Source organism: Fontivita pretiosa (assembly GCF_050410795.1).
GTDB classification, from domain to species: domain Bacteria; phylum Planctomycetota; class Phycisphaerae; order Tepidisphaerales; family Tepidisphaeraceae; genus Fontivita; species Fontivita pretiosa.
Map to the genome: position 1 here is coordinate 3,765,162 of NZ_CP191258.1, position 16,764 is coordinate 3,781,925.

Sequence of the window (16,764 nt, forward strand, 5' to 3'; positions counted from 1 at the left end):
CCATCGGGCGGCCTGACGGCTTTGCTCTCCCGATCACATCCGGATTCTGGCTTGTCGTACCACTCTCGTACCTGTGTCCCCAACGGGGGAAGGAGCAAACTATGCGACGTTGCAGTTCTTCCGGTTTCACTCAAGACGTCACACGCAGCGCAACCTGGCTGGAGCCGCTGGAGCAGCGTCGACTGCTGGCGGCCAGCGATCTGGATCCGACGTTCGGCAATGGCGGCATTGTGAGCAACCCCGCCGCCTGGGCCGCCTTCGACCTGGCCATCCAAGCCGACAACAAGGTGGTCACCGTTGGGCAGGCCGACAACCATCTGAGCGTTGTCCGCTACAACACCGACGGTAGTGTGGACAGCGCTTTTGGTGCCAACGTGGTCACGCTGCCCCAAATCAGTGCCACTGGCGATATCGGGAGAGGGGTGGCGATCGACCAGGCGGGCAGAATCGTAGTCGCCGGCATGGGTGGTAACGGCGAGTTGTTCGTCGCCCGACTGCTGAGTGACGGCACGCCTGACCCCAACTTCGGCGGCAACGGGCTGGTGGTGTACGAGCTTGGGGAAGGTGTTGAGGTCGGCGAGGTCGCGGTGCGTCCCAGCGGCCAGATCGTTGTGGTCGCTACCGCCGATGACATTAGAGCCGCGGCAGTGGTACAGCTCGAGGAGGATGGTGATCTGGATCCGACCTTCGGCGTGCCGGATCCGGACTTCAACTCGCCGCAATACCCCTCGGGCGCTCCAGGCGTGGCCGTTGTCGATTTCGTCGACTCCGGCGAGTTCATCGGCACGGGAACAATGGTCGCGCTGGCAATCCAGAACGATGGCAAGATCGTCATCGGGGGTTCGCACGCCCACATGGTAAACCATGCGGCACTGGCTCGAGTGTTGGCCGACGGCAGCGGGCTGGACACCACCTTCGGCGCTGGCGATGGCGATTCCCGCGACGGAATGGTCCTCGCCGACCTCCACCTCGACGAGTTCTACACCGATCTGGAGATTGATGCCGCCGGCAACATCTACCTGGTCGGCACTTACATTGACGCGAGCAACTCCTTCTACAATGCGACTGTACAACGCTATACCCCCAGCGGCGCATTGGACGGCACCTGGGGCAACGGCGGTGAGGCGATACTGGCCAGCAGCACCAACGATCTACTGGGCTTGGGCATGACGCTGGACAGCGCCGGGCGCGCGGTGGTCGTTGGGACGTCCGCTCCCCATGACTTTTTGGTCGGTCGGTTCGATCTCAGCGGTAATCCCGATACCAGCTTCGCTCCCAATGGCTACGTCAGTACCGTCGTCGGCAGCTTCGGAGCCGCCTATGAGGTGGTGGAGATGAACGACGGCAGCGGACGATTGATCGTGGCTGGCGATGCGAATTTGGTTCAGGCGCTGGCGCGATACGGCGATGCGCCGGCAGCGTCACCGGTCACAGTCGCAAATGGCGAGATGTCGGTTACCGCCAGCAACGACGGTGACACGATCCTGATCACTTCCAGCGGCGGGCAGTTCAGCGTCGTGATCGATAACACCACCTACGGGCCGTTTGCGTCGATCAATAACATCGAAGTGAGCGGCGGCAGTGCCAGCGACGTGATCACCGTGCTGCTCAGCGGCAACACGCCAGTGAACATCACCGTACTTGGCGGAGCGGGCAACGACGTGATCCTGGCCGCCAACGGTGCTTCGGCCGCCAACGCCGGCGGCTACAGCTTCGTCGATGGCGGAGCGGGCAATGATCTGATCGGCACGGGCTGGGGCAACGACGTGATCATCGGCGGCGATGGCAATGACTCGGTGGTCGGCGGCGGGGGACGCGACCTGATCATCGGCGGGCTGGGCAGCGACCTGCTCGTCGGCAACATCGACGAGGACATCATCATCGCCGGCTACACCAGCCATGACGCCGACCGCGACGCCTTGCTGGCGATCATGGCCGAGTGGACCAGCACACGCACGTACTCGCAGCGCGTGGCCAACATCCGCGATGGCTCCGGCACCGCCACCCGCGCCAACGGCAACGCGTTCTTCAATCCCGACGGCCCGTCGCGAACGGTCTTCGACGACGCCGCGACCGATCTGCTGTTTGGCGGGGCGGGCAATGACTGGTTCTTCTTCAATGCCGACGCCGCCAACCGCGACTTCATCCTCGACCAGAGGCCCAACGAGCAGGTGGCGGACGTTGATCTGGAGGCCTGAGCCTGTTTTTCGCGCGGCCCGGTTTGCGGGCCGCGCAGGCAGAACCCAGGCATTCGTGTTGTCACCGGGCACGCAGCAGACCCACAACCGGTTTGCTCCGTGCCCGGTTGCTTTTTGGCTGATCGAGTCAACATGGATGTCGCTTTGGGGTAAAAAAGATGAAAATTAATGAAAGATCGTGAAAATCATCCGCAGGTCATCCAACGGAAGCGAGGATAGGCGATGAAGTTGCACAATCCGCTTGGGCGGGCGTTGCTGTTCATGTTGTGCTGCTATAGCGCTGCCGCATCTGCATGCGCCGCCGAGCGCTGGATGGAGAACCTGGATCGCGGCCTGGTCGCGATCAACCAGGGCCAGGGCAAGGTCTTCTTAAGCTGGCGAGTGCTGGCCACCGATCCGCCGAATGTCGCGTTCAACGTCTATCGGTCCATCGATCAGGCGCCGCCCACGAAGATCAATCCCCAACCCATCGCCGACGTCAGCTTCTTCGTCGATACGCAGGCGACGCTGGATCGGCCCACTTCATATCTGGTGCGTGCGGTTGTTGACGGCCGGGAGCAGCCGCCCGGCAAGCCGTTCAAGTTCGCTGCCAACGCGCCCGTGCGGCCTTACCTTTCGATCCCCATTCAGCCGCCCGAGGGCTACACCGCCAATGACTCATCGGTGGGCGATCTGGACGGCGACGGGGAATACGAGCTGGTTGTGCACATGACCGGTCGTGGCCACGACAATTCACACCGCGGCCCGACCGATCCGCCGATCTTCCAGGCCTACAAGCTCGACGGCACGCTGCTGTGGAGCATCAACCTTGGGCGCAACATTCGCGAGGGCGCGCACTACACGCAGTTCATGGTGTATGACCTGGACGGTGACGGGCGGGCCGAGATGGTCTGCAAGACCTCCGACGGCACGACCGATGGCCGGGGCAAAGTCCTGGGCGATGCCAACGCCAATCATGTCAACGAGGATGGACACGTGCTCAAAGGCCCGGAGTGGCTGACGGTTTTTGATGGCAGGATGGGCGCTGCGCTGGCGACCGGGAAATACGTGCCGCCGCGCACGAACAACCACCCGGAGAACCCGGATCTGGACGAGTACCGAGCGCTGTGGGGCGACCGCTACGGGAACCGCGGCGAGCGTTACCTGGCGTGTGTGGCGTATCTGGACGGCCAGCACCCCAGCGTCGTCATGTGCCGCGGATACTACACTCGCAGCACGCTGGCCGCCTGGGATTGGCGAAATGGCAAGCTCACGCTTCGCTGGCTGTTCGACACCGGTCCGGACCGGAGCCATCCGTACTTCGGACAGGGCAATCACAACCTTTCGGTCGCCGACGTCGATGGCGACGGCAAGGACGAAATCATCTATGGCGCCTGCGTGATCGACGACAACGGCCAGGGGCTGTGGTCCACGGGCTATGGCCACGGCGATGCGCTGCACGTGGGTGATTTCAATCTGGACAATCCGGGACTGGAAGTGTTCGACATCCAGGAGCGTTTCGCCGACGCCGGGGCGCACATGGAAGACGCCCGCAGCGGCAAGACACTTTGGAAAAAACCGTCGCGGCGAGCGGCGACCAGCGGTGGCGATCGGGGCGAAGGCCCGGGACGCGGCGTGTGCTTCAACGTCGATCCGCGACATCCCGGCAACGAGTCCTGGACCGCCGGCGCAGGCATCACTGGCATGTGGAACGCCCGCGGCGAGGAAATCTCCGCCGTCAAGCCCGGCTCATGCAATTTCGCGATCTGGTGGGATGGCGACCTGCTGCGCGAGTTGCTGGATCGTCCCGGCGGACAGGACTGGACTCCGCAGATCAGCAAGTGGGACTGGGAGAATCAGAAAACCGTCCCGATCTTCACCGCCGATGGATGCCTGATGAACAACGGCACCAAGACCAACCCGTGCCTCAGCGGCGACATCCTGGGTGACTGGCGCGAGGAACTGATCGTGCGCAGCGCCGACAATCGGGAAATCCGCATCTACACCACAACTATCCCGACCAGACACCGGTTCGTCACGCTCATGCACGATCCGCAGTATCGCCTGGCCATCGCGTGGCAGAACGTGGCCTACAACCAGCCGCCGCATCCAAGCTTCTACATTGGCGATGAGATGTCTCCGCCGCCGCCTGCCAAGATCAGGGTCGTGGGCAGGCGCATTCCCGACCAGAATGGCGGGCCAAGGGCCGATTTGGCGACGCGCTGACAGCAGTGGCCTGTGCACGCCGGATCAGCCGCCGTCGAAGCCTCATTGCGGCCCGCAACGGCCCTGCGCGCCGCCTGCGATTACGCTTCATCCGGTGTTGTGATAATCTGAGCATGAGAATTCGACGCCCGGCCATGTAAAAAGCATCATGGTTCCGGGCCGCAGAGGCTGTGGCATGGCAAATCTGTTGACTTTAGCGGCGGGCTGTTGCGTTGTGGCGGTTGCCTGCGTTGTTGCCGCTGGCGGACAGACCGGGCAGGAGCTGACCGCCAGCGCCGGAGCCAGACTCGTCCCGGTGGCAGCGGGCTGGTCGGGCAACTCCGTCAACGCGACGATCTTCCGCAAATATTCCCTGACGACGCACGAGCAGTGGCAGTACATCGCGTTCTACGACCCGCAGGCAAATGTCGTATTGGGCCGGCGCACGCTCGGATCGAATCAGTGGTCGCTTCAGACGACCCAGTACAAGGGAAACGTCCGCGACGCGCACAACTCGATCAGCCTGGCCGTCGATGGCTCGGGGCGCTTGCATGTGGCGTGGGATCATCACAACAGTCCGCTGCGATACGCGCGCGGCGTGGAGGCCGGCTCGCTTCAGCTTGGCCCGAAGTTGCCGATGAGCGGCGTGCTGGAGGATCGCGTGACCTATCCGGAGTTTTACAACCTGCCGGATGGTGGGCTGTTGTTTTTCTACCGCGATGGGGCTTCCGGGCAGGGCAACCTCGCCGTCAAAGCCTATGACCCCAAATCGCAGACATGGACCCAGCTTCAGCACAACCTGATCGACGGGCAGGGGCAGCGCAGTGCCTATTGGCAGGTGGCGGTGGACGAGGCGGGGACGATTCACCTGTCGTGGGTGTGGCGAGAATCAGCGGACGTGGCGACGAATCACGATCTGTGCTACGCGCGATCGACGGACGGAGGAAAATCGTGGCACAAGACCAGCGGGCAGATGTATCAGTTGCCGATCACCGAGGCGACCGCGGAGATCGCCGCGCGCATCCCTCAACGACATGAACTGATGAATCAGACTTCCATGGCCGCCGACTCCAGGGGCAGACCATACATCGCGACGTACTGGCGGCCTTTGGGAACCGACGTTCCGCAGTATCAGCTCGTGTATCACGATGGACAGCAGTGGCGAATCCGACAGGTCGGGCAGCGAAAAACCGCGTTTCGACTGGGCGGCGGGGGAACGCGGCGCGTCCCCATCAGTCGGCCACAATTGATGGTCCACGCCGCCGAGCGTGCCGACAAAGCCTGCCTGGTATTTCGTGACGAGGAGCGGGGCAATCGAGTTTCAGTTGCATGGTGTGAGGATCTGTCTGCGGGGCAGTGGCGGGTGGACGATCTCACCAACGAATCGGTTGGGCAATGGGAACCCAGCTTTGATCAGCGGTTGTGGCAGCGGGAGCATCAACTCCATCTTTTCGTGCAACGGGTGGAGCAGCGCGATGCCGAGGCGGTGGCGGCGACCGATCCGACGATGGTTTACGTACTGGAGTGGAGTCCGCCGTGAAAAAGCTCTGATCCGGCGATCCGATTCTGCACTTATGTTGGTCTGTGCCAGGGACTTGGGTGGCTTGTTCAACTGGTGTGGCGGGCGAAAATGACGATGTAATTAAATCTGATAATTACAGAGATTTTCATTTGCATTTCGGATTTATCATGCTATCCTAGGCCGGTCGCAGCAGCGGAGGCAGGCTCAGGACGGTTTGGCAACTGCGGCACTGGCATATCGAATGTAGCTGCTGTCAGCCGAGCTGGCCTGAACCAAGCGTGGATTCGCCCGGATCGAACGCAGGGGCGTGCGATCCGCAGCCGGGTGGGTGAGGTTAAGGTTGTCTGCTGCACGGCGGTCCGCGGATTCCGCAAGTGGTCGCCTGTTGCACGGCGCGTCGCTGCCTGCGCGCTGGCTTCGGTCAATTCGGCTTTCAGGAGCATGATCCCATGGCTCTGTCGCATCGCCGTCGTTGGATGTCCCGGGCCTTTACGCTGGTTGAGCTGCTGGTCGTGATCGGCGTGATCGCTTTGCTGGTCTCGATCCTGTTGCCGTCGCTGAACAAGGCTCGCGCCGCCGCCGTACGCGTCAAATGCCTGTCCAACCTCAAGCAGATCCATGCCGCGTTCGTCGAGTACGCCATGCGCAACAAGGATCGCATCCCCATCGGATACGTGCATGGCTACAAGCAGATGAACTACATGATCTGGAGCAATCACACGGCCGCGGCCACGCCCAACGACACCAGCAACCCCTTCGTGCTGTTCGGCAAGCTGTACGACACGAAGCTGCTGAAAGAGCCGGGGGTGCTGTATTGCCCGTCGCGCACGGACTTCGGCAACGCCTTCGACACCCAGATCAATCCCTGGCCGCCAGGACGCGATCCAAACAACCCCACGCGCTCGAGCTATGCCTGCCGACCTGAGGTGAACTGGGGTTATCCGCCGCAGGCGTCGCTGGTGACCACGCTTGACGACGGCTTTGGGCGCAAGCAGGAGTTCCCGCGGCTGTCGCGGATGAAGAACATGGCGATTTTGGCGGACGTGGCCTCGGATCGGGACGACATGGTGGTGGCGCACCGGTTTGGGGCCAACGTCTTGTATGGGCACGGCGGGGCGACGTGGGTGCCGCTGGGCGTTTTCGACGACAATCTGCAAAAGTGCGATCCGATCTTCGGCACGCAGTACAACGACTTTATTCTGCGGAAGGACTCCAGGGGCAATGCGGTCAGCGGCGTGTGGTATGACTTTGACCGCGGACAAGCGCCGCCGAAAGTCGCGCCCCCGACCCCGCGGTGATCGGGATCGGCTTCAACTCGGAACCGAACGCAAGACACAAAACAGGTCGCAACACAACAGACAGCCAGGTCACTGATCCATCAGCGTCCCTTGGCCAAGCGCGGATTTTTGGAGGGCTAACAATGCAACGTTCCAAGCAGCTTCTGATCGCGGCCGCCAGCGCCGCCTGCGCCCAGCTTGCCCTTTGGCAATTCACGGCGCAAGCCGCATCGTTCACCTGGGACGGGGGAGGCGCCGACGATAAGCTGAGCACGCCGGCCAACTGGGTCGGCGACGCCACGCCGTCGTCGGCGGACGTGGCCATTTTCACCGGAAGCACCCGCACCTCGCCGCTGGTTGATCTGCCCACGCAGTATCTGGGCCTGACGTTCGATCCGCTGGCGTCGGCGTTCACGTTCGGCGGCAGCAGCACCCTGACGCTGGGCACGGGAGTCGGCTCGCTGGCCGGCAGCCTCATCAACAACAGCGCCTTTGCCCAGACGTTCAACAACCCCCTGGCCCTGACCGCCGGTACGATCAATGCCGGAAGCGCCGGGCTGGTCTTCAATGGACTGGTCAACATCGGCGCCGGGGGGACGGTCTCGGCCAACGCCGTCCGCATCACCGGCGCTTCGACCGTGCTGTTCAACGGCGGGCTGGTCAGCTCGATCCAGACCGGATCGACGGCGCTGAACATCGGCGGGCCGGTCAGCGGCGGCAATGATGTGGCCAGCCTCTTCAGCGGCACGGCGATCTTCAGCGGCGACAATTCCACATTCACGGGCAACGTGTTCATCGACGGCGGGGCCGTGCGACTGACCCACGGCAACGCGCTGGGCAGTACTGGTACGATCACCACCGCGCTGAGCAGCGGCGGCACCGGCAAGGGCGTGCTGGAGCTGGAAGGCAACATCACCGTCACCAAAAACGTCGTCACCCGCGCCCGCAGCGGCATCGGTGAGGTCATGATCCGCAACATCAGCGGAAACAACACCATCACCAATGTCTACACCAACACCGGCGGCAGCACCTTCAGCTACGAGTCTTCCGCCGGAAACCTGACCATCACCAACTGGAACACCTCCGCCACCGGCACCGGCAGATTTCTGAACCTGCTGGGCAACGGCAACGGACAGATCGTCAACTGGGTCGCGCCACCAGCCAGCACCACATTGACGATCAACAAGAGCGGCGGGGGGACCTGGACGCTGGGAGCAGGGATGAACACCGGCACGTTCATCGCCGTCAACGTCAACGGCGGCACGCTGGTGTTCGACGGCGGGCTGGGCACGCGGATGATGGGTTCGGCCACCATCTCGGCCGGAGGCACCTTGCGCGTGGTCAGCACCGATGGCACCAGCGGCGAGATCGGCACTGCCCCGACGCCCACGTCGATCACGGTTCGCTCCGGCGGGGCGTTCGACGCCAGCACCTTCACCACCTACTCGCTTCAGCCCGGCGCCTCGGCGGGCGTGCTGGGCCAGTCGCTGGTGCTGGGCGGAACCTTCACCACCGGCACGCTGGCGGTCTTCGGCGACAACGTGGTGCGCCTGGGCGACAGCGCCGCCGCCGGCAGTGTCGGCACCGGCCATATCGTCGGAAACCTCTCGCTGTCCAACGCCTTCGCCGCCACCGGGGGAGGCATCTATTTCGATCTGGCGAATGTGACAACCGTGGGCGGCGGCGTCAACGACCTTCTGTCGGTCCAGGGTGATGTGATGGTGGACGGCAGCTCCGGGCCGATCAATCTGTATCTCAACCCGATCAGCGCCGCGTTCGCCACCGGCACATACCGCCTGATCGAGTTCAGCAGCGGTGCCACGCTCAATGCTTCGGACTTTGCGATCCAGGGCTTCAGCGCCGGGCAAAGCCGCCAGACCGCCGCCGTCGCCACAGCGCCGGGCCAGGTGAACCTGGTCGTCAGCGGAAACGTGGCGAACCTGGTCTGGGTCGGCAACGGCGCCGGCAACGAATGGGACGTGGCGACCACGCAGAACTGGCTGAACGGCGCCACGCCCGACAAGTTTTTCCTCGGCGATCACGTCACGTTCAACGACACCAGCACCAACACGACGGTGAACCTGATCGGCAATCTGCTGCCCGGGTCGATCGTTGTGGATACGGCCCAGACCTACACCTTCCAGGGTTCTGGCGCGCTGATCGGCAACCCGACACTGGCCAAGAGCGGCACCGGCACACTGATCGTCGTCAACTCCGGAACCAATACGCTGGGCGCGGTCACGATCAGCGGCGGAACGCTCCAGATCGGTGTCGGAGGAACCGACGGCGATCTGGGCAGCGCGACCATCACCAACAACGCGAATCTGGTGGTGGACAAAAGCGTGGATCTGACGATCGCCTCGGTCATCCAGGGAAGCGGGCAGCTCGTCAAGCGCGGCTCGGGCGGCCTGGCGCTGACCGCCGTCAACACCTACACTGGCGCGACCGTCGTCGAAGCCGGCTCGTTGCGGATCAACAACAACGCGTCGTTGGGTGACGTGGTCGGCGGCACCACGGTGAACGCGGGCGGGCAACTGTTCTCCGTCGCCAACCTCGTCACCGCCGAACCGCTGGTGCTCAGCGGCGAAGGTCCGGTGGCCGGCGATGGCGCGCTGCGCGCCGGTGGGGCAACCACCAGCACCTTCAACGGCTCCGTGACCCTTGCGGGAACCACCACCCTCAAAGTCGATGGCGGGGCCAGACTGGTCCTCAACGGCAACATCACCGGCAGCAACTCGCTCACGCTCCGAGCCGATGGCAACGGCGTGGGAGAGATCAACGGCGTGCTGTCGCTGGGCTCAGGGGCGCTGGTCAAGGAGACCAGCGGCACCTGGATCCTGACCAACACCGCCAACACCTGGACCGGCGGCACCGTGGTCAGCAGCGGAACGCTTCAGGTGGGCCTGGGCTCGCTGGCCGGTAGTCTGGGCACCGGCTCGATTCAGGTCGTCGGCGATGGCACCAACGCGCTGGGTACGCTCATCATCGATTCTGACGGCGTGCGCAACTTCGCCCAGACCATCGTCGGCAACGGCGCCATCGGCGTGGGCAACTCCGGCGGCACGGTTTCGTTCACGGGCGATCTGAGCGGCTTCAATGGGACATTGACCACCTCGCAGGGCGGGCTGACCAGCATGCTGGTCGTGAACAACCCCAGCAACGCGGTAGGCGCGATCATCAGCGACAACACGGGAGGCAACGGCCAGGGGATCATCCGCCTGGGCGCCACCAACGCGCTGGCGCCGGGGGCGTTCATCAACGTTCAGGCGCAGCAGGTTACCGGGCAGGGCCGGCTGGAGCTGGCCAACGGCTCGAGCATTACCGCCGGCACGATCAACCTGCACCAGCGCAACAACCTGACGCCCACGATTCTGGCACTTGACGGGGCCAACACGCTCAGCGGCAACATCTACATCAACTTCGGCGGCTCGCTGACCACTCTGTCGGCCGCCGCCGGCGCTTCGCTGACCGTCAGCGGCACGATTCAGCCAATTGCCAATCTGGGCAGCAACCGCCATCTGCGACTGGCTGGAGACGGCGTGGGCACGGTCACATCCACGATCCTGAACAACGCCGACGCGACGCCGCGGGGCGTGAACATCATCAAGGATGACAGCGGCACGTGGACGATGACCGGCCCCAACAACTCCAATGGCACGTACGCGGTCAATGCCGGCACGCTGATCGTTCCCAAGTACGTCAACGGCCTGATTGTCACCGGAGGCACGGCGGCGGTGAGTGTCAAGGGAACCGCCAACGACCCCAGCGGCACCAGCGTCCTGCCGAACCTGACGATCACGGGTGGGCGACTCGACCTGAATAATAACAGCCTGATCCTCACGGCCGGCAGCCTGGCAACCGCCACGGCGCAGATCAAGACTGCCCTTGAAAACGGCGGAAACTTCGACTGGCTCGGCCCGGGCATCGGCAGCACGCAGGCCAATGTCCAGAACACCACCGCCGGCAGCTTCCTGTACGGCCTTGGTGTGGTCCTGAATGACCTGGCTCAGGTGGGAGGCAGTGGGCCGATCTACACCGATTTCGCCGGTGTCAGCGGCCTGGTCGGCACGGAGGTGCTGGTGAAGTTCACTTACTTCGGAGACGCCGACCTCAGTGGCTCGATCGACGCCACCGACTACTCGCTGATCGACAACGGTTACGTCAACACGTTGAGCGGCTGGATCAACGGGGACTTTGACTACTCGGGTGTGATCGACGCGACGGACTATGCCCTGATCGACAACGCGTACGTGAATCAGGCCGGTCCCTTGGCCGAGGCGCTCATTGCCGAGCACACCAAGCTGTTCGGCGGCGAGTACGTTGCGGCGTTGCGGGCGATTCAGTCGGGCGTGGTTCCCGAGCCGGCGACGATGGGACTGTTGCTCGGCGCGGCCTGGTCGCTTCAGCGGCCACGGCGTCGGCGGGATTGTTGAGCTTGTACCTCCTCCGCGGCGGCGGTTCGTGTAACAGCGGGCCGCCGTCTTGCTTCAACTTGTGTGGCGCCTCCTGGCGAACGGGGAACAGTGGGCATGGGACATGATCACTCATCCGGCCGAACCGTTGTCGTTGTGCTGCTTGCGTTGTTCATCCATGGGCTGGGGGCACATGTCAGAGCTGGCCAGATGATGTGGTTGGACACAGAGGGCAAGCCGATCCAGGCGCATGGTGGGGGCATCCTGTTCCATGAGGGCTACTTCTACTGGTACGGCGAGTCGTGGGGCACGGCGCACAAGTGGGACCGCCAGGGCGTGAGGATCTATCGTTCCAGGGATCTCACGCACTGGGAGAATCGTGGCCTGATCCTTCCGATGAGCCAGACGCCCGGCGATCCGCTGGAAGTCGGATGCATCATCGAACGGCCCAAAATCCTGCACAATCCGCGCACGGGAAAGTTCGTGTTGTGGTTTCATCATGAGCTGAAGGGCCGGGGATACGGCGCAGCGCAGGCGGGAGTGGCAGTGGCGGATGATATCGAGGGCCCTTACCGGCTGGTGCGCAGCAGCCGGCCCGTTCCGGGCCACTGGCCGATGAATTACCGGCCGAGCGACGCGGGGGCGGCGACACAGCCGGCGGGGCACGACGCCTTTGATATCCCCCCGGGCCTGTCGCTCAGCACCTTCGATCCTACCGACCGGAAATACAAGCGTCTGATCGACGGCTACAGGACCGGTCAGGAGTCGCGCGATATGACGGCCTTCCGGGACGACGACGGCACCGCCTACCTGATCTACTCCAGCGAGATGAACGCCACGCTGCACGTCGCCGAATTGACCGAGGACTACCTGGGCTACACCGGCCGGTTCGTTCGCGTGTTTCCCGGCAGGGCGCGCGAGGCGCCGGTCGTGTTCAAGCGCCAGGGCAAGTATTACATGATCACCAGCGGATGCACGGGATGGAAACCGAATCCATCCGATGCGGCGGTGGCGGATTCGATCTGGGGACCGTGGCGTTCGCTGGGCAACCCCTGGCAGGGATCCGAGCAGGATCGCCAAACTTCCTTCCGATCGCAGGGCACGTTTGCCCTGTCGATCCCGGGCAGCAACGGGAATCGCGTGCTGTTCATGGCCGACCGCTGGACGCCCGAGCAGGGCATCGCCTACAGCACCTACGTTTGGGCGCCGATCGAATGGGATGGGGACAGCCCGATCCTGCGATTCCGCGAGCAGTGGAACCCGAACAGTCTGCTGGAAGTAAGCGAGGCGTTCGCGAACTGAACGGCCCGCCAGGTCCTTGTCTTTCTGAACTGATGCACGGGTCAGGCAAGATGCGCGGCCCGGAGGTTAGTCGGCTGTATGCGCCAGTCGCATGATCAGGCATCGGGTCGGGCGGGAATCGCGGCGTTAGCGGCGCTTCTGCTGGCTGGGTTGAGCGCGTCCCCGGCCGCTGCCCTGCCCGCCGGAACCTGGCAGTACCTCTGGGGCGATGAGTTCACGCTCAACAGCCTGGACACCATGAAGTGGAGCTACGGCAAGCCGTGGAATCCGGCGCAGACGGATCCGGCCAACGTGGTCTTCGGCGACGGCGCGCTGACCCTGCTGACCAGACGAACCTCCAGCGGCTTTACCGACACATACGTCACCACGGGCTACAACCGTTTCACCTTCAGCGGAGGATACGTCGAGGCTCGCATACTGCTGCCAAACACCCCCGGGTCCTGGCCGGCGTTCTGGGGGCTGTACACCGGCTGGCCACCCGAAGCCGACATCATGGAGTATCCCCTGAGCACCGACGGCGTCAGCGGGCTTCAGGCCAATCAGTACAACACCGCCTGGCATTACCGCAACAGCAGCGGCGGCAACTCCGCAGGCGCGGGCGTCATCACCCGCAGCAGCGACCTGCGAGGAAACTATCACACCTTCGGGATGGAATGGCGCGAAAACGACTGGGTCGGATTCTACTTCGACGGACAGCTTGTCAGTCAGTTCGGCGACGACGCAGCCATTTCGCAGATGGTGTACATGTACCTGCTGCTCAGCTACGGGGCGGGTGGCTGGCCGGGCACGCCCAGCCTTACCCAGTGGCCCGTCGGACACACCGACCAGATGAAAGTCGATTGGGTTCGGGTCTGGAAGCAGGCCGGCACGCGCAGCACCGATTGGATCTACAGCGGAGCCGAGCAGTACGTGCAGTGGGACGCGGCCGGGAACTGGAGCAACGGCGTGCCGAATCTGGGCGGCGTCAGCGCGAATTTCAATACGCTCGCCGGCGTCGCCGAGCAGCGACTGGACTGGTCTGGCATCCGCACCCTCACCACGATCAACCTGGATGGATCTACCCGCTACCGGCTGGGCTGGCCCGATGACCGGCTGATTCTGGCCGGCGCGAACAACGCTTCGGGCAATGCCGCCATCAACGTCGCCGCCACCAGCAGCATCGACCACCACGTCGCCGCGGAACTGGAGCTTTTCAGCACGCTGAACATCAACAACGCCTCCAGCCAGCCGTTGAACCTGAGCGGGAGAATCTTCGGCATCGGCGGCATTGTCGTGGACGGGCCGGGCGTTGTCGTCTTCGCCCACGCCGACAATGCCTACCTGGGAAACACGACGATCGACGGCGGCCCGCAGGGTCCGGCGGTCGTGCGGGCCGCCGCCTCCAACCCCTTCGGCGCAGGCGCGGTGGTCATCGGCGCCGGCGGCAACGCTACCACCGCACGGCTGGAGCTGTCCGACAACTGCACGGTTCCCAACACCATCAATTTCAACGGCCGCAACAACGACAGCCCCGGCATCCGAAACGTCAGCGGCTACAACACCCTGGCTGGCGCGATCAACCTTCAGTCCGGCGGAAGCGTGTACTGGATCGATTCGGCGGCGGGAACCTTAAGCCTTACCGGCGCGCTCAGCTCGGTGGCTTCGGGGCTTCGAGTGGTTCGGCTCGGTGGAAGCGGCAATGGCGTGGTCAGCGGGCCGATTCAGGACGGCAATGCGACCGTGGGGATCGTCAAGGAAGGTGCTGGCAAGTGGGTTCTGACCGGAGCCAACACCTACACCGGCGGGACGACGGTCAACGACGGCGTGCTGGTGGCCAACAAGTTCTCCAACGGCACGCTGACGGTCAACGGCGGCGTGGCGCAGGTGAGCGTCAAGGGCACGGCCAACAGCCCCAGCGGCACGACGCGCGTGCCAGCGCTGAACGTCGGCACCGCCGGGCGGCTGGACCTGAACAACAACGCCCTGGTCGTCAACAACGGCAACCTGGGCACGATCACCAGCCGGATCAAGTCGGCTCTGGAAAACGGCGGGAACTTCGACTGGGGCGGGCCGGGCATCGGCTCATCCGAGGCCGCCGCTCGAAACACCGCCGCCGGCAGCTTCCTGTACGGGCTGGGCGTGATCAAGAACGATCTGGCCCAGGTCGGCGGCAGCGGGCCGATCTACACCGACTTTGCCGGCGAGAGCGGGCTGAGCACCGCCGAGGTGCTGGTGAAGTTCACGTACTTCGGCGACGCCGACCTCAGTGGCTCGATCGATGCCACCGACTACTCGCTGATCGACAACGGGTACGTCAACACGTTGAGCGGCTGGATCAACGGCGACTTTGACTACAGCGGCGTGATCGACGCGACGGACTATGCGTTGATTGACAATGCGTACGTCAACCAGGCCGGTCCTCTGGCCGAGGCGCTGATCGCACAGCACTCGCAGCAGTTTGGCGGGGAGTATGTGGCAGCGTTGCGGGCGGTGCAGGCGGGCGTGGTTCCGGAGCCTGCGACGGCGGGTGTGCTGGTGCTGGGCGCGACGTGGTTGCACAGGCGGTTGCGCCTCCGCGCCGGGCAGACTTGCAGACGCGTCCATGGAATGGACCTGTCATAGCCGCTTGTCGGCAATGGTGTTGGAAATCATGGAGGAAGCTAAAACTTACAATTATTTTCATTGAAAATTTACCCGATGCGAGTAACATAACTGTGTCGGAAGCCAAGACAGGCCGGGGCTGATGGTGCCCGGTTCTGGAAGTTGACGCAGCCCGCATCGGTCCGGGGAAATGGCTGGCTCTATGTCGATTGTTGCCGTGGCCAAACGTGCCGGCGTATCGGTCGCCACCGTCTCACGTGTCCTGAACGATCTTGACAACGTGCGCGCGGAGACCGCCGAGCAGGTCCGCGCCGCCATGAGGGAGATCGGCTACAAGCCGCCGCGAATCAAGCGCGGTCCCAAGGGCGGCCCCCGTCGGGTGGTGCCTCCGTGGATGCGCACTGGGCAGATCTCGGTGATCACCGTGGGCGGCATTCAGCGCACGTGGCTGGGATTGCCGGTCATGGCGACGGTCGTCTCCGGCATCACTCGTGCGGCCAGCGAACTGGACCTTCGGCTGCTGCTGGAGGAGATGCCCGATTCTTCGGTGATCAGTCCGGCGTTGCGTCGGCGCGAGGTGGACGGGGCGATCGTGTTCGTTCACTCCGGCGTGCCCGAAGCGCACATCGCCCGCTTCCGCGAACATGGGCCGACGGTGTGGGTCATGGGCGGCGAAGGGGGGGTGCCGCAGATCGACCACGTCACCGCCGACAACATCGGCATCGGCAGCCTGGCCCACAAGTACCTCGCCGAGCAGGGCTGCCGCAACGTCGCGTACCTGACCGACGAGCCAACCTGGCCGCTCATACGCCTGCGCGGGCAGTCATTCGCCAATGCCGCCTGGGACGCCGGGCATCGCGTCACCAGCTTCGTCCTGGGTGCTGATCCGCGCCGTCTGGCGCCGTATGGGCCCGACGTGCATCATGCCGACTCGCTGGAAGCGCTGGTGGATCAGCTTGCATCGATGAAGCCCCGGCCCGACGGGCTGTTTCTCCCCACAGACTACCTGACCACCCGGGTGTATCCGCTGTTGTTGCTGCGGGGCATTCGGCCGCAGATCGACATCAAAATCATCTCCTGCGACAACGAGCAGGAGCGGCTGGAGATGCTCAATCCTCGCCCGACCAGTATCGACATCGGCGGCGAACAGATCGGCCGCCTGGCGGTGCGGCAGCTCGTGCAGCGCCTGCAGCGGCCCAACGACCCGATTGTGCAGATACAGGTCGCCCCGAAAATCGCTCCGGCGGAGCAGGTCGATCGGCGCCACCACGCCGCCGCCCAGTGACGGC

At 64.0% G+C, this 16,764-nt stretch carries 8 protein-coding genes; all 8 read left to right on the forward strand.

The features are described from left to right. The first annotated feature begins 101 nt into the window (after positions 1-101). The 8 genes from ACQS5P_RS15260 (at position 102) to ACQS5P_RS15295 (ending at position 16,760) form a co-directional block, all read left to right on the forward strand. A complete protein-coding gene (locus ACQS5P_RS15260) occupies positions 102-2,198 on the forward strand; it encodes a hypothetical protein (RefSeq protein ID WP_428937476.1) in 2,097 nt (698 codons plus the stop codon). A 222-nt stretch (positions 2,199-2,420) separates the two neighbouring features. After that, positions 2,421-4,403 (forward strand): rhamnogalacturonan lyase, encoded by a 1,983-nt coding sequence (locus tag ACQS5P_RS15265; RefSeq protein WP_428937477.1) that lies wholly within the window; start codon positions 2,421-2,423, stop codon positions 4,401-4,403. Between the two features lie 175 nt (positions 4,404-4,578). Beyond that, positions 4,579-5,922: a BNR repeat-containing protein gene (locus tag ACQS5P_RS15270; RefSeq protein WP_428937478.1), complete on the forward strand. Its 1,344-nt coding sequence runs from the start codon at positions 4,579-4,581 to the stop codon at positions 5,920-5,922. Positions 5,923-6,353: 431 nt separating this feature from the next. Next, entirely contained in the window at positions 6,354-7,202 is an 849-nt protein-coding gene (locus ACQS5P_RS15275; protein ID WP_428937479.1) for a type II secretion system protein, read from the forward strand. A 122-nt stretch (positions 7,203-7,324) separates the two neighbouring features. Further along, entirely contained in the window at positions 7,325-11,614 is a 4,290-nt protein-coding gene (locus ACQS5P_RS15280; protein ID WP_428937480.1) for a beta strand repeat-containing protein, read from the forward strand. Between the two features lie 192 nt (positions 11,615-11,806). Then, entirely contained in the window at positions 11,807-12,895 is a 1,089-nt protein-coding gene (locus ACQS5P_RS15285) for a glycoside hydrolase family 43 protein (protein WP_428937481.1), read from the forward strand. 78 nt (positions 12,896-12,973) lie between these two features. Continuing rightward, on the forward strand, positions 12,974-15,496 hold the full coding sequence (locus tag ACQS5P_RS15290; protein ID WP_428937482.1) for an autotransporter-associated beta strand repeat-containing protein: 2,523 nt from the start codon (positions 12,974-12,976) through the stop codon (positions 15,494-15,496). Positions 15,497-15,677: 181 nt separating this feature from the next. Continuing rightward, positions 15,678-16,760, forward strand: coding sequence for a LacI family DNA-binding transcriptional regulator (locus ACQS5P_RS15295; protein ID WP_428937483.1), 1,083 nt, complete (start codon positions 15,678-15,680; stop codon positions 16,758-16,760). The last annotated feature ends 4 nt before the right edge of the window (positions 16,761-16,764 follow it).

Coding starts and splice junctions, on each gene's coding strand:
- ACQS5P_RS15295 (WP_428937483.1), top strand. CDS start 15,678: ATGTCGATTGTTGCCGTGGCCAAACGTGCCGGCGTATCGGTCGCCACC.
- ACQS5P_RS15275 (WP_428937479.1), top strand. CDS start 6,354: ATGGCTCTGTCGCATCGCCGTCGTTGGATGTCCCGGGCCTTTACGCTG.
- ACQS5P_RS15260 (WP_428937476.1), top strand. CDS start 102: ATGCGACGTTGCAGTTCTTCCGGTTTCACTCAAGACGTCACACGCAGC.
- ACQS5P_RS15280 (WP_428937480.1), top strand. CDS start 7,325: ATGCAACGTTCCAAGCAGCTTCTGATCGCGGCCGCCAGCGCCGCCTGC.
- ACQS5P_RS15265 (WP_428937477.1), top strand. CDS start 2,421: ATGAAGTTGCACAATCCGCTTGGGCGGGCGTTGCTGTTCATGTTGTGC.
- ACQS5P_RS15285 (WP_428937481.1), top strand. CDS start 11,807: ATGTGGTTGGACACAGAGGGCAAGCCGATCCAGGCGCATGGTGGGGGC.
- ACQS5P_RS15270 (WP_428937478.1), top strand. CDS start 4,579: ATGGCAAATCTGTTGACTTTAGCGGCGGGCTGTTGCGTTGTGGCGGTT.
- ACQS5P_RS15290 (WP_428937482.1), top strand. CDS start 12,974: ATGCGCCAGTCGCATGATCAGGCATCGGGTCGGGCGGGAATCGCGGCG.